This window comes from Streptomyces thermolilacinus SPC6 (genome assembly GCF_000478605.2).
Lineage (GTDB): Bacteria > Actinomycetota > Actinomycetes > Streptomycetales > Streptomycetaceae > Streptomyces > Streptomyces thermolilacinus.
Genome location: NZ_ASHX02000001.1, coordinates 4,940,483 through 4,963,343 on the forward strand (window position 1 = coordinate 4,940,483; position 22,861 = coordinate 4,963,343).

Annotated in this window: 18 protein-coding genes; 14 read left to right on the forward strand and 4 right to left on the reverse strand. The window is 73.0% G+C overall.

Annotation, left to right across the window (positions count from 1 at the left end; genetic code table 11):
* Positions 1 to 139 precede the first annotated feature (139 nt).
* The 4 genes from J116_RS21375 to J116_RS21390 form a co-directional block, all read right to left on the reverse strand.
* Positions 140 to 2,497, reverse strand: a complete 2,358-nt coding sequence (locus J116_RS21375; protein WP_028964364.1) for a transglutaminase TgpA family protein — start codon at positions 2,495 to 2,497, stop codon at positions 140 to 142.
* Entirely contained in the window at positions 2,494 to 3,909 is a 1,416-nt protein-coding gene (locus J116_RS21380; RefSeq protein ID WP_023589120.1) for a DUF58 domain-containing protein, read from the reverse strand. The genes J116_RS21375 and J116_RS21380 overlap by 4 nt, the downstream gene beginning before the upstream one ends.
* Positions 3,909 to 4,934 (reverse strand): AAA family ATPase, encoded by a 1,026-nt coding sequence (locus tag J116_RS21385; protein ID WP_023589121.1) that lies wholly within the window; start codon positions 4,932 to 4,934, stop codon positions 3,909 to 3,911. Before J116_RS21385 ends, J116_RS21380 begins: the two co-directional genes overlap by 1 nt.
* A gap of 354 nt (positions 4,935 to 5,288) precedes the next feature.
* A complete protein-coding gene (locus J116_RS21390) occupies positions 5,289 to 5,822 on the reverse strand; it encodes a beta-class carbonic anhydrase (RefSeq protein ID WP_023589122.1) in 534 nt (177 codons plus the stop codon).
* 475 nt (positions 5,823 to 6,297) lie between these two features.
* Here J116_RS21390 and rsmH point away from each other — a divergent pair, with 475 nt between their 5' ends.
* The 14 genes from rsmH (at position 6,298) to J116_RS21460 (ending at position 22,848) form a co-directional block, all read left to right on the forward strand.
* Positions 6,298 to 7,224: a 16S rRNA (cytosine(1402)-N(4))-methyltransferase RsmH gene (rsmH, locus tag J116_RS21395; RefSeq protein WP_037948117.1), complete on the forward strand. Its 927-nt coding sequence runs from the start codon at positions 6,298 to 6,300 to the stop codon at positions 7,222 to 7,224.
* Between the two features lie 47 nt (positions 7,225 to 7,271).
* On the forward strand, positions 7,272 to 7,868 hold the full coding sequence (locus tag J116_RS21400) for an FtsB family cell division protein (protein WP_099048252.1): 597 nt from the start codon (positions 7,272 to 7,274) through the stop codon (positions 7,866 to 7,868).
* Positions 7,869 to 7,871: 3 nt separating this feature from the next.
* Positions 7,872 to 9,908: a peptidoglycan D,D-transpeptidase FtsI family protein gene (locus J116_RS21405; RefSeq protein ID WP_023589125.1), complete on the forward strand. Its 2,037-nt coding sequence runs from the start codon at positions 7,872 to 7,874 to the stop codon at positions 9,906 to 9,908.
* Between the two features lie 16 nt (positions 9,909 to 9,924).
* Entirely contained in the window at positions 9,925 to 11,610 is a 1,686-nt protein-coding gene (locus J116_RS21410; protein ID WP_028964366.1) for a UDP-N-acetylmuramoyl-L-alanyl-D-glutamate--2,6-diaminopimelate ligase, read from the forward strand.
* A 4-nt stretch (positions 11,611 to 11,614) separates the two neighbouring features.
* Complete coding sequence (locus tag J116_RS21415; protein WP_023589127.1) at positions 11,615 to 13,045, forward strand: UDP-N-acetylmuramoyl-tripeptide--D-alanyl-D-alanine ligase; 1,431 nt, start codon at positions 11,615 to 11,617, stop codon at positions 13,043 to 13,045.
* The gene (mraY, locus tag J116_RS21420) at positions 13,042 to 14,112 is read left to right on the forward strand and encodes a phospho-N-acetylmuramoyl-pentapeptide-transferase (protein ID WP_023589128.1); all 1,071 of its coding nucleotides are present in this window, start codon (positions 13,042 to 13,044) and stop codon (positions 14,110 to 14,112) included. Before J116_RS21415 ends, mraY begins: the two co-directional genes overlap by 4 nt.
* Complete coding sequence (gene murD / locus J116_RS21425; RefSeq protein WP_037946855.1) at positions 14,094 to 15,542, forward strand: UDP-N-acetylmuramoyl-L-alanine--D-glutamate ligase; 1,449 nt, start codon at positions 14,094 to 14,096, stop codon at positions 15,540 to 15,542. The genes mraY and murD overlap by 19 nt, the downstream gene beginning before the upstream one ends.
* Before the next feature lie 50 nt (positions 15,543 to 15,592).
* Complete coding sequence (gene ftsW / locus J116_RS21430) at positions 15,593 to 17,152, forward strand: putative lipid II flippase FtsW (protein WP_023589130.1); 1,560 nt, start codon at positions 15,593 to 15,595, stop codon at positions 17,150 to 17,152.
* 6 nt (positions 17,153 to 17,158) lie between these two features.
* Complete coding sequence (gene murG / locus J116_RS21435) at positions 17,159 to 18,247, forward strand: undecaprenyldiphospho-muramoylpentapeptide beta-N-acetylglucosaminyltransferase (protein ID WP_023589131.1); 1,089 nt, start codon at positions 17,159 to 17,161, stop codon at positions 18,245 to 18,247.
* Between the two features lie 33 nt (positions 18,248 to 18,280).
* Positions 18,281 to 19,093 carry a cell division protein FtsQ/DivIB gene (locus tag J116_RS21440; protein ID WP_023589132.1) on the forward strand — a complete coding sequence of 271 codons (813 nt, stop codon included), beginning with the start codon at positions 18,281 to 18,283 and terminating at the stop codon, positions 19,091 to 19,093.
* A gap of 279 nt (positions 19,094 to 19,372) precedes the next feature.
* Positions 19,373 to 20,596: a cell division protein FtsZ gene (gene ftsZ / locus J116_RS21445; RefSeq protein WP_023589133.1), complete on the forward strand. Its 1,224-nt coding sequence runs from the start codon at positions 19,373 to 19,375 to the stop codon at positions 20,594 to 20,596.
* A 22-nt stretch (positions 20,597 to 20,618) separates the two neighbouring features.
* On the forward strand, positions 20,619 to 21,383 hold the full coding sequence (pgeF, locus tag J116_RS21450) for a peptidoglycan editing factor PgeF (protein ID WP_023589134.1): 765 nt from the start codon (positions 20,619 to 20,621) through the stop codon (positions 21,381 to 21,383).
* 3 nt (positions 21,384 to 21,386) lie between these two features.
* Positions 21,387 to 22,106, forward strand: a complete 720-nt coding sequence (locus tag J116_RS21455) for a YggS family pyridoxal phosphate-dependent enzyme (protein WP_023589135.1) — start codon at positions 21,387 to 21,389, stop codon at positions 22,104 to 22,106.
* Positions 22,107 to 22,230: 124 nt separating this feature from the next.
* Positions 22,231 to 22,848: a cell division protein SepF gene (locus tag J116_RS21460; protein WP_023589136.1), complete on the forward strand. Its 618-nt coding sequence runs from the start codon at positions 22,231 to 22,233 to the stop codon at positions 22,846 to 22,848.
* Positions 22,849 to 22,861: the final 13 nt, after the last annotated feature.

Sequence of the window (22,861 nt, forward strand, 5' to 3'; positions counted from 1 at the left end):
CCCACCCAGGGAACTGTGCCGCCCCGCAGGGAACCGCACCGCCCCGCTGGGGTGCGCCGCCCGGAGAAGGTGGCCCAGGACCAGCCGCGGGCGCGCCGCCCAGGCAGGGCACGGGCCCAGGGGCCCCAGGCCCCGGGGGCTAGCCGCGCAGGCGGGGCGGGAGGCGCAGGAGGGTGCCGCAGCGGGCGGTGAACGCGGCGCGGCGGTGGGAGGCCGCCCAGGCGACGCGCGCCGCCGACCGGGGCGCCAGCAGCGCCCGCAACCGCGCACCGCGCCCCACAGCCGCCGCCAGCCCGGCCCGTACCGCACCGGCCTGTGCCGCCAGGCCCTCGGCGGCGCCCGGCACGCGCGCGTACAGGGCCTCCTCCACGGCGCCCGCGATCCGGTGCACCGCCTCGGCCGCCGCACCCTCCAGCCGGCCCTCCCGCACCAGCCGCTCCGCCGTCCGGCGCGGCGTCAGCGACTCGTCGGGCAGGACGCCCAGATCCCAGGCCGAGTCCACGACCTCGGCCCACACCGCCAGGGGCTCCCCGCCCCGCAGCCTCCGCGCCCGTACCCGCCGCCGCCACAGCATCGGCGTCAGCGGCAGCAGCACCACCGCCGCGCCCCCGGCCACCGCCAGCAGCACCGGACCGAGCGCCATCCCGGAGTCCGCGGGCGGCTCGGCGCCCTGCGGCGTCGTCCCCGCGCAGCCCTCGGGGCCCACCACCTGCGGGGCGCAGCTGTCCTGCGGCGACGGCTCCGCCGAGGGGGCCGCCGACGGGCGGGGCTCGGTCTCGTCCGCGCCCGGGTCACCGGCGTCAGGCGCGTCCGGCATCGCGTACTCCGGGATCGACCCCCGCGACGGCGTCGGCTCGAACCGGGTCCAGCCCACGCCCTCGAAGTACAGCTCCGGCCACGCGTGCGCGTCCTTGATGCTCACCGACACGGTGCCACCGGCCGACGGCGTGCCCGGCATGAAACCGACGGCGACCCGGGCCGGGATGTTCAGCGTGCGGGCCATGGCCGCCATCGCGAAGGAGAAGTGGACGCAGAAGCCCTCCCTGTCCTTCAGGAACCGGGAGATCGCGGTGACGCCCGTCCCGGACTCCACCTTCGTGTCGTACCGGAAGCCGCCCTGCGTGGCGAACCAGTCCTGGAGCCGCACCGCCCGCTCGTAGTCGTTCTTCGCTTCCGCCGTCACCTGGAGCGCCGTGGCCTTCACATCCCGCGGCAGCGAGTCCGGTACGCGCGTGTACTCCCGCAGCAGCGCGCCCGGCGCCGCCGGGGCGACCGCCAGCTGCTCGGGGGTCGGCCGGACCACGAGGCTGCTCACCGAGTACTGGACGCCGCCCGTCGTCTGCCCGTCGTCCCCGACGACCATCCGTCCGACCGGCTCGTACCGCCAGCGGCCCTCGACGTCCACGTCCGTCGCCGGGTACGGCATCGGCAGCCACTTCTGCTCGTACGAACCGGCCGCCGAGAAGTTCGTCGTGATCTCCGTCGTGCCGGTCCGCGGGCTCAGCCCGACCGGCGTGGGCAGCCGCTCCGGCACGTCCTCCACCCCCCGTACGGACGTGCGCCACGACGTGCCGTCGAACTGGTCCAGCGACACGAGCCGCAGGTACATCCCGGACAGGTCCGGCGCGTTCGTCCGGTACCGCAGCACCTCGCGGTCGGCGGGCTGCGTCAGGTTCTCCTTCAGCGACACGAGCGGGTTCACCGCCGAGATCGTGCCGCCCGCGCCCTCGCCGGTGGACGTGCCGCCCAGCAGGCCGTCACCCAGCGACGGCAGCACGCTTGGCACGACCACGGCGATGCCGAGCGCCAGCGCGCCGATCCGCCGTCCGGTGCGCAGCGGCGCGGGCGCCGACCCGTCCGGCGTCCCGAACGCGGCCGGGCCGCCCGGCCGGGGCTTCGGGCCGCCGAACACGCGGCCCCACTGGGCCAGCCGGTCACGGCCCTCCGCCAGCAGCAGCCCCAGATATCCGGCCGCCGCCACCAGGAACCACAGCCAGCTCGCCCCGCCGCCGCCCGACAGCCCGGCCGCGACCGAGTACAGCGCCAGCAGCGGAAGACCCGCCGGGGCCGCGCTGCGGAACGTCACCGCCAGCACGTCCACGGCGAGGCCGATCAGCAGCACCCCGCCGACCAGCATCAGCCGGATGCCGTCCGTCACCGGCGCGGGGGGCGCGTACTGACCCACGTCGTGCACGCCCGCCTCCAGCAGCGCGCCGAACCGGCGGAACACGTCCGGCGACGGCAGCACCCCGGCCACCGCCTGCTCCCGCGCGAACAGCGCCGTCAGCAGGACCAGGCCCACCGCGACCTGCGAGGCCACCGTCAGCGGGCGGGCCACCGGCACCCGCCGCGCCGCCGCTCCGACCCCGGCCACGACCGCCAGCGGCAACGCCGCCTGGAGTATCCAGCCGACCTCGCCGACCAGCGGCAGCAGCGAACACGCCGCCGCCACCGTCGCGATCAGGGCACACACCGTCAGGCGCCCGCCGCCGCTCATGACCAACCCCCAGAGAAGCCCGTCGTACCACCGCCGGCGACCGCGCCCACGCCGCGCGTGGCGTGCCGCCACAGCGCGGCGAGCGAGTCGCCCGGCCGCACCGGCACCGCCGCCCAGCCCGCCTCCTGAAGGAGCCGCACCGCGTCCGCCACCCCACCAGAACCGCCAGCACCAGCAGAGCCACCGGCCACACCAGCACCAGCAAGCCCACCAGCATCAGCAGACCCACCGGCCCCATCACCCCCGACGTCCCGGACGAACGCGACCGCCGTACCGCTGCGCCGCCGCATCCGGCACGCCAGCTCCGCCTGCGCCTCGTCCAGATCGCCGAAGAACGCGATCAGCAGCCCCTCGCTCCCGGCCGCGCGCAGCACGTCGTGCGCCCGCCCGAGACCGGCCTCCTCGGAGTGGTCCACCACCGCGAGCGCGTCCATCATCAGGCCCGCCGTGTCCGCCGCCTCGTGTCCCGGCGCGACATACCCGTCCCCGCCGTCGCCGGTCAGCGTGTCCCCGGTGTCCGTCAGCAGCCGCACCGCGTAGCCGCGCTCCAGCATGTGGGTCACCGCCGACGCGGCGCCCGACACGGCCCACTCGAACGACGAGTCCGGCCCGCCGCTCTCGTACGCCTCCGCGCGCGTGTCCAGCAGCACCGTGCAGCGGGCCTGCTGCGGCTGCTCCTCGCGCCGCACCATCAGCTCGCCGTACCGGGCCGTGGAACGCCAGTGCACCCGGCGCAGGTCGTCGCCGTACCGGTACTCGCGCGGGATGATGTCGTCCTCGCCGACCTGAGCCAGCGAGTGGTGCCGCCCCTCGCCGTACCCGGGCGCCTCACCGGCAAGCCGGACGGCCGGCAGCGGTTCCGTACGCGGGACGACGGTCAGCAGGTCGTACGCGCTGAACGAACGCGTCAGCTCGCACATCCCGAACGGGTCGCTCAGCCGCAGCTGGAGCGGGCCCAGCGGATACCGCCCGCGCAGGTCGGAGCGGACCCGGTACGACACCTCCCGCTTGCCGCCCGGCTCCACCCGGTCCAGGACGAACCGGGGCCGCGGCCCCAGCACGTACGGCACGTGGTCCTGGAGCATCAGCAGCCCGGTCGGCAGCCGCGACACGTTGTCCATCCGCAGCCGCACCCGCGCCTCCGCGCCCGCGGCCACCCGCTGCGGGGACAGCCTGCGGCTCGCCGTGACCCGGTAGCGGGTGCGGTGCAGCACCGTCACACACACCAGCGGCAGTGCCGCCAGCAGCAGACCCACGCGCAGCAGGTCCGGCTGGCCGAGCACGTACGCGCACACGGCCGCCGCCAGCCCGGCCGCCAGGAACGACCGGCCGCGCGTGGTCAGCCCGCCGAAAGCGCCCCACAGGCCGCCTCGGACCGCGCCGTCCGGGCCGGCGGGACGCGCGGCCGTCATCACAGCCGCCGCAGGCCGGGCCGCTGGGCGAGGAACGCCTCACCGGCGGGCTGCTGCTGGGCCACCGCGGGCACGGGCGTCCGCTGGAGGATGTCCACGACGACCTGCTCGGCGGTCCGCCGGTTCAGCTGGGCCTGCGCGGTGGGCAGCAGCCGGTGCGCCAGGACGGGCACGGCCAGCGCCTGCACGTCGTCCGGCAGCGCGTACTCGCGGCCGGCCAGCGCCGCGGCGGCCTTCGCGGCCCGCAGCAGATGCAGCGTCGCGCGCGGCGACGCGCCGAGCCGCAGGTCGGGGTGAGTACGGGTGGCGCCGACCAGGTCCACGGCGTACCGGCGGACCGAGTCGGCGACGTGGATGCCGCGCACCGCGTCGATCAGCTTCACGATGTCGTGGGCGTGCGCCACCGGCTGGAGGTCGTCCAGCGGGGAGAGACCGCCGTGCGTGTCGAGCATCCGCAGCTCGGCCTCGGGGCTCGGGTAGCCGATCGAGACGCGCGCCATGAAGCGGTCCCGCTGGGCCTCGGGGAGCGGATACGTTCCTTCCATCTCCACCGGGTTCTGCGTGGCCACCACCATGAACGGGCTCGGCAGCTCGTACGACTGCCCGTCCACGGTGACCTGGCGCTCCTCCAGCGACTCCAGCAGCGCCGACTGGGTCTTGGGCGAGGCGCGGTTGATCTCGTCGCCGATCACGATCTGCGAGAAGATCGCGCCCGGCTTGAACTCGAACTCGCGCCGCTGCTGGTCGTACACCGACACGCCCGTGATGTCGGAAGGCAGCAGGTCGGGCGTGAACTGGATGCGCCGCACCGAGCAGTCGATGGACCGCGCCAGCGCCTTCGCCAGCATCGTCTTGCCGACACCGGGGACATCCTCGATCAGGAGGTGTCCCTCGGCCAGCAGCACGGTCAGCGAGAGCCGTACGACCTCGGGCTTGCCCTCGATCACACCCTCCACCGACCGGCGGACGCGCTCCGCTGTGGTGGTCAGATCAGTGAGGCTCGCTCGATCGTCATAGGTCGTCACCGGCCCTCCTCGGCCCTTTCGATCATGGGCCGGTGCGATGAAAAGACATCACGGCCCACCCAGAGATACGGACACCGCCCGCGGAGCGTTTCCTGCGGTCCGGAAGGGTGTCACCCCGCATTCTTGTTGCCGTGCGGCGCGGTGTCACTCGGCTGCGGACAACCGCGGGCGATATGTCAGGGCTTCAGTGGTTCGGTCCGGCACTCCGGGGCCGTCGGCCCCGCCGGACGAGCCACCGGCGACGCCCGGCGGTGACCGGCGGCCACCCCGGGCGGACCCTCCGGCGAGCCGGACCCGGGCGCCGCCCGGTCGGGGCGCCCCGGTCCGGCATGCCCGCGTCCGCGGGCAGCCCGGTCAGGCCGGGTCGATCTCCCGCAGCAGACCGGTCGTCACGTCGAAGACGAAGCCCCGCACATCGTCGGTGTGCTGGAGGAACGGCGAGGTCCGCACCCGCTGCATCGACTGCCGCACGTCCTGGTCCACGTCCCGGAACGCCTCCACCGCCCAGGTCGGACGCTGCCCGACCTCCTGCTCCAGCTCGTCACGGAAGCCCTCGGTGATCTTCTCCAGGCCGCACCCCGTGTGGTGCACGAGCACGACGCTGCGCGTGCCGAGGGCGCGCTGGCTGATGGTGAGCGAGCGGATCACGTCGTCCGTGACCACGCCGCCCGCGTTACGGATCGTGTGGCAGTCGCCCAGGTTCAGGCCGAGGGCCGCGTGGAGGTCGAGACGGGCGTCCATGCAGGCGACGACTGCCACCTTGAGCACGGGCCGCGCGTCCATGCCGGGGTCGGTGAACTGCTCGGCGTAACGGCGGTTCGCCTCGACGAGGCGGTCGGTGACCGTCCCGTCCTGGACGTTGGTGGGGAGATGCGCGGAAGTCGACATGGATACGACGTTAATGGTCACGGCTCGGCGGGGCCCGTCGTGAGTGCGGACAAAGAACGTCAATGAGGCGTGGTGTGAGGTAACCCACAGGGCGGATGCGTTCTCCACCCGAAGGGGTGATCTGTCCAGGTTGATCCCGTCGGTGAGTCCCCCGGACGACGCGCTCGGCCGGTTGATTGACCGCACGGGGGAGTGGACTAGAGTGGCGCGAGTTCACGGAGACAATGAGCGAATTCCGAGCGATTTCCGCAGTTTCTCCTCCGCGTGTGCGGTGGCATGTACGGCTCGGCGCCTCCGCTCGCCGGTCGGCCGACGCCCTCTCCGGCGCCGGTGGCCCGGTGGTACGTACGCCGCGCCGGACCTGAGAGGGCAGATGACAGGGCGCGATGGGGGTGCCGCCGGTACGGACCCGGTGGAGCTCCCCGACAAGGACGGCGGCGGACGGCCGGACGGCAACACCCGGCACGTACCCGTGATGCTCCGGCGGTGCCTGGACCTGCTCGCCCCCGCGCTGGAGCGGCCCGGCGCGGTCGTCGTGGACTGCACCCTCGGCCTCGGCGGCCACAGCGAGGCGCTGCTCACCCGGTTCCCCGAGGCGCGGCTCGTCGCCCTGGACCGTGACACCGAGGCGCTGCGCCTCTCCGGTGAGCGGCTGGCCCGGTTCGGCGAGCGCGCGACGCTCGTCCACGCCGTGTACGACGAGCTGCCCGAGGTGCTCGACCGGCTCGGCGTCCCGCGCGTGCAGGGCGTCCTGTTCGACCTCGGCGTCTCCTCCATGCAGCTCGACGAGGCCGACCGCGGCTTCGCCTACGCCCAGGACGCGCCGCTCGACATGCGCATGGACCAGACGACCGACGTCAGCGCCGCCGAGGTCCTCAACACGTACCCGCCCGGCGAACTGGTCCGCATCCTGCGCGCGTACGGCGAGGAGAAGCAGGCCAAGCGGATCGTCGCCGCCATCGTGCGGGAGCGCGAGAAGGAGCCGTTCACGCGCAGCGCCCGGCTGGTCGAGCTGATCCGCGACGCCCTGCCGCAGGCCGCCAAGCGCACCGGCGGCAACCCGGCCAAGCGGACGTTCCAGGCCCTGCGCATCGAGGTCAACGGCGAGCTGTCCGTACTGGAGCGGGCGATCCCGGCGGCGGTGAAGGCCCTCGCGGTCGGCGGGCGCATCGCCGTCCTGTCGTACCACTCGCTGGAGGACCGCCTGGTCAAGCAGGTGTTCGCGGCGGGCGCCGCCACCACGGCCCCGCCCGGCCTGCCGGTCGTGCCCGAGCGGTACCAGCCGCGGCTCAAGCTCCTGACGCGGGGCGCCGAACTACCCACCGAGGAGGAGGTCGCCGAGAACCGCAGGGCCGCGCCGGCCCGGCTGCGCGGCGCGGAACGGATCAGGGAGGACGTGTGACGAAGGCAGGACCCCTGAAGGGGCGCGCGGCCCGGCTCACCCGGTTCATGCCGTCCGGGCCGAGCACCGCCGCCCGGACCCCCTTCGTCCTGCTCGTCGTCGTCCTCCTCGGCGGCGGGCTCATCGGGCTCCTGCTCCTCAACACCTCCCTCAGCCAGGGCTCCTTCAAGCTGACCGAGCTGAAGAAGAGGACCACCGAACTCACCGACGAGGAGCAGGCCCTCCAGCGGGACATCGACGCCCGTTCCGCGCCGGACGCCCTGGAGCGGCGGGCCCGCGAGCTGGGCATGGTCCCCGGCACGGGCCCCGCCTTCCTGGAGCCCGACGGCACGGTCAAGGGCGTCCCCAGCCCGGCCCCCGCCGCCCCCGCGCCGACCCCGGCGACCGACGGCGGCGCCCTCCCCGGTACGGCCCCGTCCCCGGCCGGCGCCCCCGCCGGACCCCCGGGACCCAACGCGCCCACGCCGAACGCGCCCTACGCCCCCACGCCGTACGCACCCGGCACCCCGGCACCGTACGGCCCCACCGACCCGGCCACGGTCCCGGGCGCGCAGCCGCAGGCCCCGGTCCCGGGCGCCCGGGACGAGGCGCCCCCCAGCACCCCCGCGACCCAGGCCCCCGCCCCGACGCCCTCCGGCAGGTGAGCAGTGCCCTCCCAGGAACCTCCGCACCGCCGCGTACCCCGGCCCTCCGCCGCCCGGCGCCCCACCGGACGCACCTCCGGCAGCGCCCGTACGAGCGGCTCCGCACACCCCCGCCCCGCGTCGGGCAAGGCCTCCGTCTCAGGCCGGGGCCCCGCCGCGCGCCGCCCCCGCCAGGCCCCGCCCAGGCCCCCGGCCCCGCGCCCACTGCGCCTGGGCAGCCCGCGCCCGCGCCTCCGCCTGGTCAGCGTCGGCCTCACCCTCGTCATGCTGGCGTTCGTCGTGCGCCTCCTCCAGGTCCAGGCCGTGGACGCCGCCGCGTACGCCGCCAAGGCCGAGAAGAACCGCTACCTCAGCCACAAGCTGGCCGCCGAGCGCGGCGAGATCACCGACCGGTCCGGCATCGCGCTCGCCACCAGCGTGGACGCGTACGACATCACCGCCGACCCGAAGATGTTCACCCCGCAGGAGAGCAAGGTCCCCGACGCGCCCGAGCAGGCCGCCGCGCTCCTCGCGCCGATCCTCGGCAAGGACCCCGCCGCCCTCGTACGCACCCTCAAGTCCCCGCCCTCGCCCCGGTACGCCGTCCTCGCACGCAAGCAGACCCCGCAGGTCTGGAACCAGATCAAGGACCTCAAGGCGCTGTTCGCCAAGAAGGCCCGCGAGGACAAGGCCAAGGGCGGACCCGGCGTCAGCGTCCTCGCGGGCGTGCTCAGCGAGAAGAGCACCAAACGCGTCTACCCGAACGGCTCCCTCGGCGCCGGGATACTGGGCTACGTCAACGCCGAGGGCCACGGCGCCGGCGGCCTCGAGTCGATGCTCGACGAGGAGCTCGCCGGGCGCGACGGCAAGATCACGTACGCGCACTCCGGCGGCCGCCGCGTGCCCACCGCCCAGGCCCGCGAGACCCCCGCCGTCCCCGGCTCCGACATCGAGCTGACCATCGACCGGGACATCCAGTGGGCCGCCCAGAAGGCCATCAGCGAGCAGGTCGCCGCCTCCCGCGCCGACCGGGGCTACGTCATCGTGCAGAACACCCGCACCGGCGAGGTCCTCGCCATGGCCAACGCCCCCGGCTTCGACCCCAACGACCTGTCGCAGGCCGACTCCGCCGCCATGGGCAACGCCGCCCTCCAGGACGCCTTCGAACCCGGCTCCACCGCCAAGGTGATGTCGATGGCCGCCGTACTGGAGGAAGGCGTCGCCACCCCCTCCACCCATGTCGTCGTCCCCAACCGGCTCCACCGCGGCGACCGGCTGTTCAAGGACGACATCGACCACCCCACCTGGTACCTGACGCTCAACGGCGTCCTCGCCAAGTCGTCCAACATCGGTACCATCCTCGCCACCGGACAGCTCGGCAAGAACCAGGCGGAGGCCAACCGGGTCCTCCACTCCTACCTGCGCAAGTTCGGCATCGGCAGCCCCACCGGGCTCGGCTACCCCGGCGAGACCTCCGGCATCCTCGCCCGCCCCGAGGACTGGAACACCTCCCAGCAGTACACGATCCCGTTCGGCCAGGGACTGTCCGTCAACGCCATGCAGGCCGCCTCCGTCTACTCGACCATCGCCAACGGCGGCGTCCGCATCGAACCCACCCTCGTACGCGGCACCCGCGGCCCCGACGGCCGCTTCACCCCCGCGCCCGAACCCGACAAGACGCGTGTCGTGAGCGAGAAGACCGCCAAGACCCTCGCCGCCATGCTGGAATCGGTCGTGGACGACCAGGAGGGAACCGGCACCAAGGCCGCCATCCCCGGCTACCGCGTCGCCGGCAAGACCGGCACGGCCAACCGCGTGGACCCGCAACTCGGCCGCTACAAGGGCTACACGGCGTCCTTCGCCGGCTTCGCACCCGCCGACGACCCCCAGCTCACCGTCTACTGCGCCATCCAGAACCCCACCCAGGGCAGCTACTTCGGCGGCCAGATCTGCGGCCCCGTCCACAAGAAGGTCATGGAGTTCGCCCTGAAGACCCTGCACATCGCGCCGACCGGAGCACAGCCCCCGCGCATGCCGGTCACCTTCACACCCGGCAGCTGAGCCGAGGGGAGCCCCAGTGACAACGATCACGCCCGATCCCGGGAACCGATCCGGCACCGACCGCGCCGCGGCGGCCTCATTTAGCCCGATCACGGGTGCGCCCGGTACGCTCACCGCCGTGCCACACCCTGATCAGTCCCCAGCAACCGACCAGGGCGCCCCCGCGAAACAGCCGGGAGCCCCCCGTCCGGTCCAGGTCCGCCCCACGCCCCTCGGCGAACTGGCAGCCCGCCTGGACGTCCCCGCTCCGCACGAGCCGAACCGGCCGTACGAGGGGCAGGTCACCGGCATCACCCACGACTCCAGAGCCGTACGCCCCGGAGACGTGTACGCCGCACTGCCGGGCGCCCGGCTGCACGGTGCCGACTTCGCCGCCCAGGCCGCCGACCTCGGAGCCGTCGCGATCCTCACCGACCCGTCCGGAGCCGACCGCGCCGCCGCGACGGGCCTGCCCGTCCTCACGGTCGAGGACCCGCGGGGCCGGATGGGCGAACTCGCCGCCGAGATCTACGGCCGCCCCGGCACGGACCTCCTCCAGATCGGCATCACCGGAACGTCCGGCAAGACCACCACGGCGTACCTGGTGGAAGGCGGCCTCAAGGCCGCCGGACGCGCACCGGGACTGATCGGCACGGTCGAGACGCGCATCGGCGAGGAGCGGATCAAGTCCGAGCGGACCACCCCCGAGGCGACCGACCTCCAGGCCCTGTTCGCCGTCATGCGCGAACGCGGCGTCGAGGCCGTCGCCATGGAGGTGTCCAGCCACGCCCTCGTGCTCGGCCGGGTGGACGGCTGCGTCTTCGACGTCGCCGTCTTCAACAACCTCAGCCCGGAGCACATGGAGTTCCACTCCGGCATGGAGGACTACTTCCAGGCCAAGGCGCAGCTGTTCACGCCGCGCCGCTCCCGCCAGGGCGTCGTCAACTACGACGACCCGTACGGCAGGAGGCTCGTCACCGAGGCCACCGTGCCCGTCGTGACCTTCTCCGCCGACGGCGACCCGGACGCCGACTGGCGCGCCGAGGACGTCCGCAGCGGCCCCCTCGGCAGCACGTTCACCATCGTCGGCCCCAAGGACGAGCGGATCAGCGCCAAGTCGCCGCTCGCCGGTCCTTTCAACGTCGCGAACACCCTCGCCGCCGTCGTCACCCTCGCCGTCGCGGGGATCGACCCGCAGACCGCCGCCGACGGCGTCGCCGCCGTGCCCGGCGTGCCCGGCCGCCTGGAGCGCGTGGACGCGGGCCAGCCGTACCTCGCCGTGGTGGACTACGCCCACAAGACCGACGCCGTCGAGTCCGTGCTGCGTACGCTGCGCAAGGTCACCGAGGGACGGCTGCACATCGTCCTCGGCTGCGGCGGCGACCGCGACACCACCAAGCGCGGCCCCATGGGCGCCGCCGCGGCGCGCCTCGCCGACACGGCCGTGCTGACCTCCGACAACCCCCGCTCCGAGGACCCCCTCGCGATCCTCTCCGCCATGCTCGCGGGCGCCGCCCAGGTCCCCGTTCACGAGCGGGGCACCGTGCTCGTCGACGCCGACCGGGCGTCCGCCATCGCCGCGGCCGTCGCCCGTGCGCGGCCGGGCGACACGGTGCTCGTCGCGGGCAAGGGCCACGAGCAGGGCCAGGACATCGCAGGCGTGGTGCGGCCCTTCGACGACCGCCAGGTCCTGCGGGAAGCCATCCAGAACAGTCAGGGATGAAGAAGTGATCGCCCTCTCCCTCACCGAGATCGCCGAAATCGTCGGCGGGCAGACGTACGACATACCGGACCCGGCGGTACAGGTCACCGGCTCCGTGGTCTACGACTCCCGCCAGGTCGAGCCCGGCAGTCTCTTCGCCGCGTTCGCCGGTGAGAACGTCGATGGGCACGACTACGCCGAAGGCGCCGTCGCGGCCGGAGCGGTGGCCGTGCTGGCCACCCGGCCCGTCGGCGTCCCCGCCGTCGTCGTACCCGACGTGACCGCCGCGCTGGGCGCGCTCGCCCGGACCGTCGTCGAACGGCTCGGGACCACCGTCGTCGCCCTCACGGGCTCGGCCGGGAAGACCAGCACCAAGGACCTGATCGCGCAGCTCCTCCAGCGCCAGGGCCCCACGGTCTGGCCGGCCGGGAACCTCAACAACGAGATCGGCCTCCCGGTGACCGCGCTGCGCGCCACCGAGGAGACCCGCCACCTCGTCCTGGAGATGGGCGCGCGCGGCGTCGGCCACATCCGTTACCTCACCGAGCTGACCCCGCCCCGCGTCGGCGTCGTCCTCAACGTGGGCTCCGCCCACATCGGCGAGTTCGGCGGCCGGGAGCGGATCGCCCAGGCGAAGGGCGAACTGGTCGAGGCGCTCCCGACGGCGGAGCAGGGCGGCGTGGCCGTCCTCAACGCCGACGACCCGCTCGTGAAGGCCATGGCGTCCCGCACCAAGGCGCGCGTGGTCTTCTTCGGCGAGTCCGAGGAAGCGTCCGTACGCGCCGAAAATGTCCGACTCACGTCGAGTGGACAGCCCTCATTCCGCCTTCACACACCCACCGGGTGCAGCGATGTGACCATGCGCCTGTACGGTGAGCACCACGTGTCGAACGCGCTCGCCGCGGCCGCCGTCGCCCATGAGCTGGGCATGCCCGTGCACGAGATCGCCGCCGCGCTCTCCGAGGCGGGCTCCCTCTCCCGCTGGCGCATGGAGGTCACCGAGCGTCCGGACGGTGTGACGATCGTCAACGACGCCTACAACGCGAACCCCGAGTCCATGCGGGCCGCCCTGCGCGCGCTCGCCGCCATGGGCGAGACCGCACGGGCCAAGGGGGGGCGCACGTGGGCGGTGCTCGGCCTGATGGCCGAGCTCGGCGACGAGGCGCTCGCCGAGCACGACGCGGTCGGACGGCTCGCCGTCCGGCTCAATGTCGGCAAGCTCGTCGCAGTCGGGGGCAGGGAAGCGTCCTGGCTGCAACTGGGCGCATATAACGAGGGTTCGTGGGGTGAGGAGTCGGTGCACGTGTCCGACGCGCAGGCGGCGATCGACCTGTTGCGCAGTGAACTGCGTCCGGGTGACGTCGTGCTGGTGAAGGCTTCCAGGTCGGTCGGGCTCGAGCGGGTCGCCCAGGCACTGCTCGAGACCTCCACCGAGGGCGAGGTCGCCGGCCGATGAGGCAGATCCTCTTCGCGGGGGCCATCGGGCTCTTCCTGACCCTGATCGGTACGCCGCTGCTGATCAAGCTCCTGGCCCGCAAGGGATACGGGCAGTTCATCCGGGACGACGGCCCGCGCACGCACGGCAGCAAGAAGGGCACGCCCACCATGGGCGGCATCTCCTTCATCCTGGCCACGCTCATCGCGTACGCCCTGGCCAAGGTCATCACCGGCGAGGACCCGACGTACTCGGGCATCCTCGTGCTGTTCCTGATGGCCGGCATGGGTCTCGTCGGCTTCCTCGACGACTACATCAAGATCGTCAAGCAGCGGTCGCTCGGTCTGCGCGCCAAGGCCAAGATGGCCGGTCAGCTGATCGTCGGCATCGCCTTCGCCGTGCTCGCACTCCAGTTCTCCGACAAGCGCGGACTGGCCCCGGCGTCCACCAAGCTGTCGTTCATCACCGACTTCGGCTGGACCATCGGCCCGGTGCTGTTCGTCGTCTGGGCGCTGTTCATGATCCTGGCGATGTCGAACGGCGTGAACCTGACGGACGGTCTGGACGGCCTGGCCACCGGCGCCTCGGTGATGGTCTTCGGCGCGTACACCTTCATCGGGCTCTGGCAGTTCCAGGAGTCCTGCGCCAATGCCGAGACGCTCACCAACCCGAACGCCTGCTTCGAGGTGCGCGACCCGCTCGACCTGGCCGTCGTCGCCTCCGCGCTGATGGGTGCCTGCTTCGGCTTCCTCTGGTGGAACACCTCGCCCGCGAAGATCTTCATGGGCGACACCGGTTCGCTCGCCCTGGGCGGCGCCCTCGCCGGCCTCGCCATCTGCTCCCGTACGGAGCTGCTGCTGGCGATCCTCGGCGGCCTCTTCGTCCTGATCACCCTCTCGGTGGTCATCCAGGTCGGCTCCTTCCGGATGACCGGCAAGCGCGTCTTCCGCATGGCGCCGCTCCAGCACCACTTCGAACTCAAGGGCTGGTCCGAAGTCCTCGTCGTGGTCCGCTTCTGGATCATCCAGGGCATGTGCGTCATCGTGGGTCTGGGCCTCTTCTACGCGGGATGGGCAGCCGACAAGTGAGCAGCAGCGCAGCGGAATGGCAGGGCAAGCGGGTCACCGTCGCCGGGCTCGGCGTGAGCGGCGTCCCCGCCGCGCGCGTCCTGCACGGCCTGGGCGCGCGCGTCACCGTCGTCAACGACGGCGACGACGAGCGCGCCCGCGCCCAGGCGGCCGAACTCCAGGCCGAGGGCGTCACCGTCCGGCTCGGGGACGGCGACACGCTCCCCGAGGGCACCGAGCTGATCGTGACCGCCCCCGGCTGGCGCCCCGACAAGCCGCTGTTCGCCGCCGCCGAGGCGGCCGGCGTCCCCGTCTGGGGCGACGTCGAACTGGCCTGGCAGCTGCGCGGCATCGACGGCCGCGCGCCCGCCCCCTGGCTCGCCGTCACCGGCACCAACGGCAAGACGACGACGGTCCGCATGCTCGCCTCCATCCTGGAGGCGGCCGGCCTGCGGACCGCCGCCGTCGGCAACATCGGCGTCTCCCTCCTCGACGCCGTCCTCGGCGACGAGGAGTACGACGTCCTCGCCGTCGAGCTGTCCAGCTACCAGCTGCACTGGGCGCCCAGCCTGCGCGCCCACTCGGCCGCCGTGCTGAACCTGGCCCCGGACCATCTCGACTGGCACGGCTCCATGGAGGCGTACGCCGCCGACAAGGGCCGGATCTACGAGGGCAACACCGTCGCCTGCGTGTACAACGCCGCCGACAAGGCCACCGAGGACCTGGTCCGCGAGGCCGACGTCGAGGAGGGATGCCGCGCGATCGGCTTCACCCTCGGCACGCCGGGACCGTCCCAGCTGGGCGTCGTGGACGACATCCTGGTGGACCGCGCGTTCGTCCCCGACCGCCAGAAGCAGGCGCAGGAGCTGGCGCAGGTCTCCGACGTGAACCCGCCCGCCCCGCACAACATCGCCAACGCGCTCGCCGCGGCCGCGCTCGCCCGCGCCTTCGGCGTGGAGCCGGCGGCCGTCCGCGAGGGCCTGCGGAACTTCCGGCCGGACGCCCACCGCATCGCCTTCGTCGCGGAGGTGGACGGGGTCGCGTACATCGACGACTCCAAGGCCACCAACACCCACGCGACGGAGGCGTCGCTCGCCGCGTACGACCCGATCGTCTGGATCGCCGGGGGCCTCGCCAAGGGAGCCACCTTCGACGAGCTGGTCGCCCGGTCCGCCGAGCGGCTGCGCGGTGTCGTCCTGATCGGCGCGGACCGCGCGCTGATCCGCGAAGCCCTCACGCGACACGCCCCGCAGGTGCCGGTGGTCGACCTCGACCGGACCGACACTGGGGCGATGGCGGCGGCGGTCCGGGAGGCGGCGCGGCTCGCCCGGCCGGGGGACACGGTGCTCCTCGCCCCGGCCTGCGCCTCGATGGACATGTTCGTCAACTACAACAAGCGGGGTGAGGCGTTCGAGGACGCCGTCCGCGCACTCGCCGCCGGGGACGCCTGACCACCCGTCAGGTCCGGCGGCGCCGGACACGACTGGAGGGGACAGCGACCATGCCGGCCGACGACACCGCAGCCCCGGAGCCCGTACGCGCACGGGCCCGGGCCGCCGCCGACCCGCTCGCCGCGCGGCTCGCGGCCGCGGCCCGGCGCCTCGCGGACCTGACCCGGGGCGCCCTGCCGCGCCCGCGGGCCACCGCCCTGGCGGGAGCGCCCGCGGCATGGGGCCCGGCCGCGGGACCGCGCCCCGCACCCGGCCTCGCCCTGCGCACCCGTACGACCGGCCCCCGCAAGGCCGCCGCAGCGCCGCGCGGCGGCACGGCCCGCGCGAGGACGCTCCGCAAGCCCCGGCCGCCGCGCGGCGGTGGTGTGCGCGGGCTGTACGAGCGGGCGCGCCGCGCCTGGGACCGTCCCCTGACGGCGTACTACGTGATCCTCGGCGCCAGCATGCTCATCACCGTGCTCGGCCTCGTCATGGTCTACTCGGCGTCGATCATCAAGGCGCTGGAACTGTCGCTCCCGGCCACCTACTTCTTCCGCAAGCAGTTCCTCGCCGCCGTCATCGGCGCCGCACTGCTGCTGCTCGCCTCCCGCATGCCCGTCAGACTGCACCGCGCCCTGGCGTACCCGCTGCTGGTGGTCACGGTCTTCCTGATGGTCCTGGTGCAGGTGCCGGGGATAGGGCACGCGGTCAACGGCAACCAGAACTGGCTGTACCTCGGCGGCCCCTTCCAGCTCCAGCCCAGCGAGTTCGGCAAGCTGGCGCTGATCCTGTGGGGCGCCGACCTGCTCGCCCGCAAACAGGACAAGCGGCTGCTGACGCAGTGGAAGCACCTGCTGGTGCCGCTCGTACCCGGAGCGTTCCTGCTGCTCGGGCTGATCATGCTGGGCGGCGACATGGGCACGGCGATCATCCTGACGGCCATCCTGTTCGGCCTGCTGTGGCTGACCGGCGCGCCCACGCGGCTGTTCGCCGGTGTCCTGGGCATCGCCGCGGTCATCGGCGTGGTGCTGATCCGGAGCAGCGCCAACCGCATGGCGCGGGTCGAGTGCCTGGGTGCCACGGACCCCGGCCCGGGGGACGCCTGCTGGCAGGCCGTACACGGCATCTATGCTCTGGCGTCCGGCGGATGGTTCGGTTCGGGGCTGGGGGCGAGTGTGGAAAAATGGGGTCAACTCCCCGAACCGCACACCGACTTCATCTTCGCCATCACCGGGGAGGAACTGGGTCTGGCGGGGACGCTGTCGGTGCTGGCCCTCTTCGCGGCTCTAGGCTATGCGGGTATTCGCGTGGCCGGACGCACGGAGGACCCCTTCGTGAGGTACGCCGCGGGAGGTGTGACCACCTGGATCACGGCCCAGGCCGTGGTCAACATCGGTGCGGTGCTCGGTCTGCTGCCGATCGCTGGTGTCCCCCTCCCGCTGTTTTCCTACGGGGGCTCCGCCCTGCTGCCGACCATGTTCGCCGTCGGGTTGCTGATCGCCTTCGCGCGTGACGAGCCCGCCGCGAAAGCGGCCCTGGCCGGCCGGGAGCCCCGTTTCGGCGGCCGGACCGGGGTGAGTTGGATGTCGATGCGACGGCGCGTCAAGAAGCGCCCGTCCGGAGAGCGGTGAATTTCGGTGCATGTCGTACTCGCCGGCGGGGGGACCGCCGGCCACATCGAGCCCGCGCTCGCCCTCGCGGATGCCCTGCGCAGGCAGGACCCGACCGTGGGGATCACGGCCCTCGGCACGGAGCGGGGCCTGGAGACCCGGCTCGTGCCCGAGCGGGGCTACGAGCTGGCGCTCATCCCCGCCGTACCGCTGCCGCGCAAGCCCACCCCCGAGCTGATCACCGTTCCCGGGCGGCTGCGCGGCACGATCAAGGCCGCCGAGCAGATCCTGGAGCGCACCAAGGCGGACTGTGTCGTCGGCTTCGGCGGCTACGTGGCCCTGCCGGGGTACCTGGCCGCCAAGCGGCTCGGCGTGCCCATCGTCGTCCACGAGGCCAACGCCCGCCCCGGCCTGGCCAACAAGATCGGCTCCCGGTACGCGTCGGCGGTCGCCGTCGCCACGCCCGACAGCAAGCTGCGCAACGCCCGCTACATCGGCATCCCGCTGCGGCACTCCATCGCGACCCTGGACCGCGCCCGGGTGCGCCCCGAGGCGCGCGCCGCGTTCGGGCTCGACCCCAACCTGCCCACGCTGCTGGTCTCCGGCGGCTCGCAGGGCGCCCGGCGCCTCAACGAGGTCGTCCAGCAGGCCGCTCCGGTGCTGCAGCGGTCCGGCATCCAGATCCTGCACGCGGTCGGCCCGAAGAACGAGGTGCCGCGCGTGGACAACATGCCCGGAATGCCGCCGTATGTCCCGGTATCGTATGTGGACCGGATGGACCTCGCGTACGCCGCTGCCGACATGATGCTCTGCCGCGCGGGCGCGATGACCGTCGCCGAACTCTCCGCCGTCGGGCTCCCCGCCGCGTACGTCCCGCTGCCCATCGGCAACGGCGAGCAGCGGCTCAACGCCCAGCCGGTGGTCAAGGCGGGCGGCGGCCTGCTGGTCGACGACGCCGAGCTGACCCCCGAGTGGGTCCAGGGCAACGTCCTGCCCGTGCTCGCCGATCCGCACCGGCTGTACGAGATGTCCCGCGCCGCCGCCGAGTTCGGCCGCCGGGACGCCGACCAGCTGCTCGTCGGCATGGTCCACGAGGCGATCGCGGCACGCCGGTAGCGGCGCGCCCCGGCTGAGGGAAGGGCAGGGAGCATGGCCGGACCGACGACCGCCGAGCGCGGCGCCAAGGGGGCCGCGGGCGCGTCGCCGGGCCGGCCTGCCGCCGGAAGGGGCCCGGAGCGCGACGGGGGCGCGAGCCGCCTTCCCGTGCGCCCCCGGGTCCTGTTCCTCGGCCTCGCCGCCCTGGCGCTCGTCTGCGGGGTCGTCTGGCTGCTCTACGGCTCCTCCTGGCTGCGCGTCGAGCGCGTCTCCGTCTCCGGCACGCGGGTGCTGACGCAGGCCCAGGTCCGCGCGGTGGCCGCCGTCCCGCTCGGCGCGCCGCTCGCCTCGGTCGACACGGACGCGATCGAGACGCGCCTGGTCCGCGCCCTGCCCCGGATCGACACGGTCGAGGTCGTACGGTCCTGGCCGAACGGGATCGGTCTCGAAGTGATCGAACGGAAACCGGTTCTGATCGCCCGACAGGGCGGAAAGTACGTCGAAGTGGACGCGAGCGGCACCCGCTACGCCACGGTGGACAAGGCGCCCGCCGGGGTGCCGCTGCTCCACCTCGCCGCCGGGCGGTCGCCCAGCCTGCGCCGCTTCGGCGCGGACCGGCTCGCGACCGGGGCGGTGGCCGTGACGGCCGGGCTCCCGGAGCGGATCGGCCGCGACCTCGAGGCCGTCCGCGTCCGCTCGTACGACTCCCTCACCCTGGAGCTGACGGGCGGCCGCACCGTCTTCTGGGGCAGCGGCGACGAGAACGAGGCGAAGGCGCGTGCGCTCATCGCCCTGATGAAGGCGGCGCCCAAAGCGGGACACTTCGACGTCAGTGCCCCGAGCGCCCCTGCGGCGTCGCGGAGTTGACGCACATATGCGCTGGCCAGCACCCTGGTTGGTCAGCGCTATGGGTGATCACATAGGGTGAAAAGAAAAACGGGAGGTTCGGCGTGTTCGTTGAACGCGCGCCACTTGTCGACTTAGTGTCCTGTTCGGAAGAGTCCAGGGAGCAGGCACACTGGTAACCCTAAACTTCAACGTTAGGGTTCGGGTCGGCGATTCGGACCGACCCTTCGGCATCCGCCGTCGCGGCGCGCCACGCAGCGCGCAGTGGCGGCACGTAACTCGAGGCGAGAGGCCTTCGACGTGGCAGCACCGCAGAACTACCTCGCAGTCATCAAGGTCATCGGTGTCGGCGGCGGTGGTGTCAATGCCATCAACCGAATGATCGAGGTCGGTCTCAAGGGCGTCGAGTTCATCGCCATCAACACGGACGCGCAAGCCCTGTTGATGAGTGACGCCGACGTCAAGCTGGACGTCGGCCGTGAACTCACCCGCGGCCTCGGGGCCGGGGCCAACCCGGCAGTCGGTCGCAAGGCGGCAGAGGACCACCGCGAGGAGATCGAGGAGGTCCTCAAGGGGGCCGACATGGTCTTCGTCACCGCCGGCGAGGGCGGCGGCACCGGTACCGGCGGCGCACCCGTCGTCGCGAACATCGCGCGCTCCCTCGGCGCGCTCACCATCGGTGTGGTCACCCGCCCCTTCACCTTCGAGGGCCGGCGCCGCGCGAACCAGGCGGAGGACGGCATCGCCGAGCTCCGCGAAGAGGTGGACACCCTCATCGTCATCCCCAACGACCGGCTGCTGTCCATCTCGGACCGCCAGGTCAGCGTGCTGGACGCGTTCAAGTCCGCCGACCAGGTGCTGCTCTCCGGTGTTCAGGGCATCACGGACCTCATCACGACGCCGGGCCTGATCAACCTCGACTTCGCCGACGTCAAGTCGGTCATGTCCGAGGCCGGTTCCGCGCTCATGGGCATCGGCTCCGCCCGTGGCGACGACCGCGCGGTGGCCGCCGCCGAGATGGCGATCTCCTCGCCGCTCCTGGAAGCGTCCATCGACGGCGCCCGCGGCGTGCTGCTCTCCATCTCCGGTGGCTCCGACCTCGGCCTGTTCGAGATCAACGAGGCCGCCCAGCTGGTCAGCGAGGCCGCCCACCCCGAGGCCAACATCATCTTCGGTGCCGTCATCGACGACGCCCTGGGCGACGAGGTGCGGGTCACGGTCATCGCGGCCGGGTTCGACGGCGGCCAGCCGCCCGCCCGCCGCGACAACGTGCTCGGCGCCTCGACGGCCAAGCGCGAGGAGCCCGCCGCCGCCCCGGCGCCCCGCCCCTCCGAGACCGCCCGCTCCGTGAGCTCCGGCCTCGGCACGGTGCCGGTCCGCGAGGAGGTCCCGGTCGCCCCGGCCGAGCCCGCCCCGAGCGTCGAGGCCCCGGTCTCGACCGTCACTCCGCCGTCGATCCCGACGACCCGCCCGTACCCGGACAGCCAGGCCGAAGAGCTGGACGTCCCGGACTTCCTGAAGTGACGGCCCTCGAAGTGACTCTGACGTGATAGAGCGGTACGACACCGAGGACGGCGCGCACTTCGCCTTCACCGACCGGTGGGGCGGGGTGAGCGCCGTTCCGTACGAGGAGCTCAACCTCGGGGGCGCGGTGGGCGACGACCCCGCCGCCGTACGGCAGAACCGGAAGATCGCGGCCGACCGGCTCGGTGTCGATCCGGAGCGGGTCGTCTGGATGCACCAGGTGCACGGCCGGACCGTCCACGTGGTGGACGGGCCCTGGCCGGCGGAAGCGGGAGTGCCGGAAGGCGACGGTGTCGCCACCGCCCGGCGGGGGCTGCCGCTCGCGGTCCTCACCGCGGACTGCGTCCCCGTCCTCCTGGCCGACCCCGTCGCCGGGGTCGTGGCCGCGGCCCACGCGGGGCGGCCCGGCATGGCCGCCGGGGTCGTCCCGGCGGCGGTCGAGACCATGACCGTGCTGGGGGCGGAGCCCTCCCGGATCGTCGCCAGGACCGGACCCGCCGTCTGCGGACGCTGCTACGAGGTCCCGGCCGCCCTGCGGGACGAGGTCGCCGCACGTGAACCGGCCGCCTGGGCCGAGACGTCCTGGGGGACACCGGCGGTCGACGTGGTCGCCGGGGTCCACGCCCAGCTGGAGCGGCTGGGGGTGCGGGACCGCCGGGCGTCGGAGGTCTGCACCCGCGAGTCGGGCGACCACTTCTCGTACCGCCGCGACCGTACGACGGGGCGACTCGCGGGATATGTCTGGCTTGATGGGGGAACCGCCCGGCCGAAGGCCGGGGGAGGATAGGGAATGACGGACCGCAGGACGGAACTCGCCGAGAACCTCGCGCGAGTGGAGGAACGTATTGCCGCCGCCTGCGCGGCGGCCGGGCGTGAGCGCGAGGACGTGACCCTGATCGTGGTCACCAAGACCTACCCCGCGAGCGACGTCCGCATCCTCCATGAACTCGGCGTCCGCCATGTCGCGGAGAACCGGGACCAGGACGCCGCCCCCAAGGCCGCAGCGTGTTCCGATCTCGATCTGACATGGCACTTCGTCGGTCAGCTCCAGACCAACAAGGTGCGGTCAGTGGCCGGTTATGCCCAGGTCGTGCAGTCGATCGACCGGTTGAAGCTGGTTTCCGCTCTCTCGGCCGCCGCCGAGCGGGCCGGGCGGGAGCTGGGCTGCCTGGTCCAGGTCGCGCTCGACGCCGACGCGGGGGAGCGGGGCGCGCGCGGCGGGGTCGCGCCCGACGGCGTCGAGGAGTTGGCGGCCGCGGTGGACGACGCGCCCGGGCTCCGGCTCGGCGGGCTGATGACGGTGGCGCCGCTGGCGGGACCGTACGCGGGCCGTCAACGTGCGGCGTTCGACCGGCTGATGGAATTGTCGTCGCGCCTGCGCGCGACCCGTCCTGCTGCGAACATGGTGTCGGCGGGGATGAGTGCGGACCTCGAGGACGCGGTGGCCGCCGGGGCGACACATGTGCGCATCGGTACGGCGGTACTCGGAGTCCGACCCCGGCTCGGGTAACGTCGCGAAGCAAGTCGGACCACAGTAGAAAATATGGTCTTTTCCGCCAAATAGCGGACAGGCCCAGTGGATCGCGGGCGCGACCTGACGTTGTCGATCCACCACAGAGCGGAGGAATCGGAGAATGGCCGGCGCGATGCGCAAGATGGCGGTCTACCTCGGCCTCGTGGAGGACGATGGGTACGACGGCCGGGGATTCGACCCCGATGACGACTTCGAACCCGAACTCGAGCCGGAGCCCGAGCGTGACCGGCGCCACCACCAGCCCCCCCGGCAGGTGGAGCGCGAGGAGCCGGTCCGCGCGCCGGTAGCGCAGCCTCCGGTTCAGCGTGAGCCCGTTCCGCTTCCCGCTGAAAGCGGACGACCCGCCCGAATCGCCCCCGTGGCGTCCATCACACCTGAACGCCCGAGCCTGGAGAAGAGCGCACCGGTGATCATGCCCAAGGTCGTGTCCGAGCGGGAGCCCTACCGGATCACGACGCTGCACCCGCGGACCTACAACGAGGCCCGTACCATCGGGGAACACTTCCGCGAGGGCACGCCTGTGATCATGAATCTCACGGAGATGGACGACACGGACGCGAAGCGACTTGTCGACTTTGCCGCCGGTCTCGTCTTCGGGCTGCATGGCAGCATTGAGCGAGTGACGCAGAAGGTGTTCCTGTTGTCGCCTGCTAACGTCGATGTCACGGCGGAGGACAAGGCCCGCATCGCAGAGGGCGGATTCTTCAACCAGAGCTGAGACACGACACCGG

Bases quoted from the DNA above. Each gene is read 5' to 3' on its own strand.
- J116_RS21375 (WP_028964364.1), bottom strand. From the start codon at position 2,497: ATGAGCGGCGGCGGGCGCCTGACGGTGTGTGCCCTGATCGCGACGGTG.
- J116_RS21380 (WP_023589120.1), bottom strand. From the start codon at position 3,909: ATGACGGCCGCGCGTCCCGCCGGCCCGGACGGCGCGGTCCGAGGCGGC.
- J116_RS21390 (WP_023589122.1), bottom strand. From the start codon at position 5,822: ATGTCGACTTCCGCGCATCTCCCCACCAACGTCCAGGACGGGACGGTC.
- rsmH (WP_037948117.1), top strand. From the start codon at position 6,298: ATGCTCCGGCGGTGCCTGGACCTGCTCGCCCCCGCGCTGGAGCGGCCC.
- J116_RS21400 (WP_099048252.1), top strand. From the start codon at position 7,272: ATGCCGTCCGGGCCGAGCACCGCCGCCCGGACCCCCTTCGTCCTGCTC.
- mraY (WP_023589128.1), top strand. From the start codon at position 13,042: ATGAGGCAGATCCTCTTCGCGGGGGCCATCGGGCTCTTCCTGACCCTG.
- murD (WP_037946855.1), top strand. From the start codon at position 14,094: ATGGGCAGCCGACAAGTGAGCAGCAGCGCAGCGGAATGGCAGGGCAAG.
- ftsW (WP_023589130.1), top strand. From the start codon at position 15,593: ATGCCGGCCGACGACACCGCAGCCCCGGAGCCCGTACGCGCACGGGCC.
- J116_RS21440 (WP_023589132.1), top strand. From the start codon at position 18,281: ATGGCCGGACCGACGACCGCCGAGCGCGGCGCCAAGGGGGCCGCGGGC.
- J116_RS21455 (WP_023589135.1), top strand. From the start codon at position 21,387: ATGACGGACCGCAGGACGGAACTCGCCGAGAACCTCGCGCGAGTGGAG.
- J116_RS21460 (WP_023589136.1), top strand. From the start codon at position 22,231: ATGGCCGGCGCGATGCGCAAGATGGCGGTCTACCTCGGCCTCGTGGAG.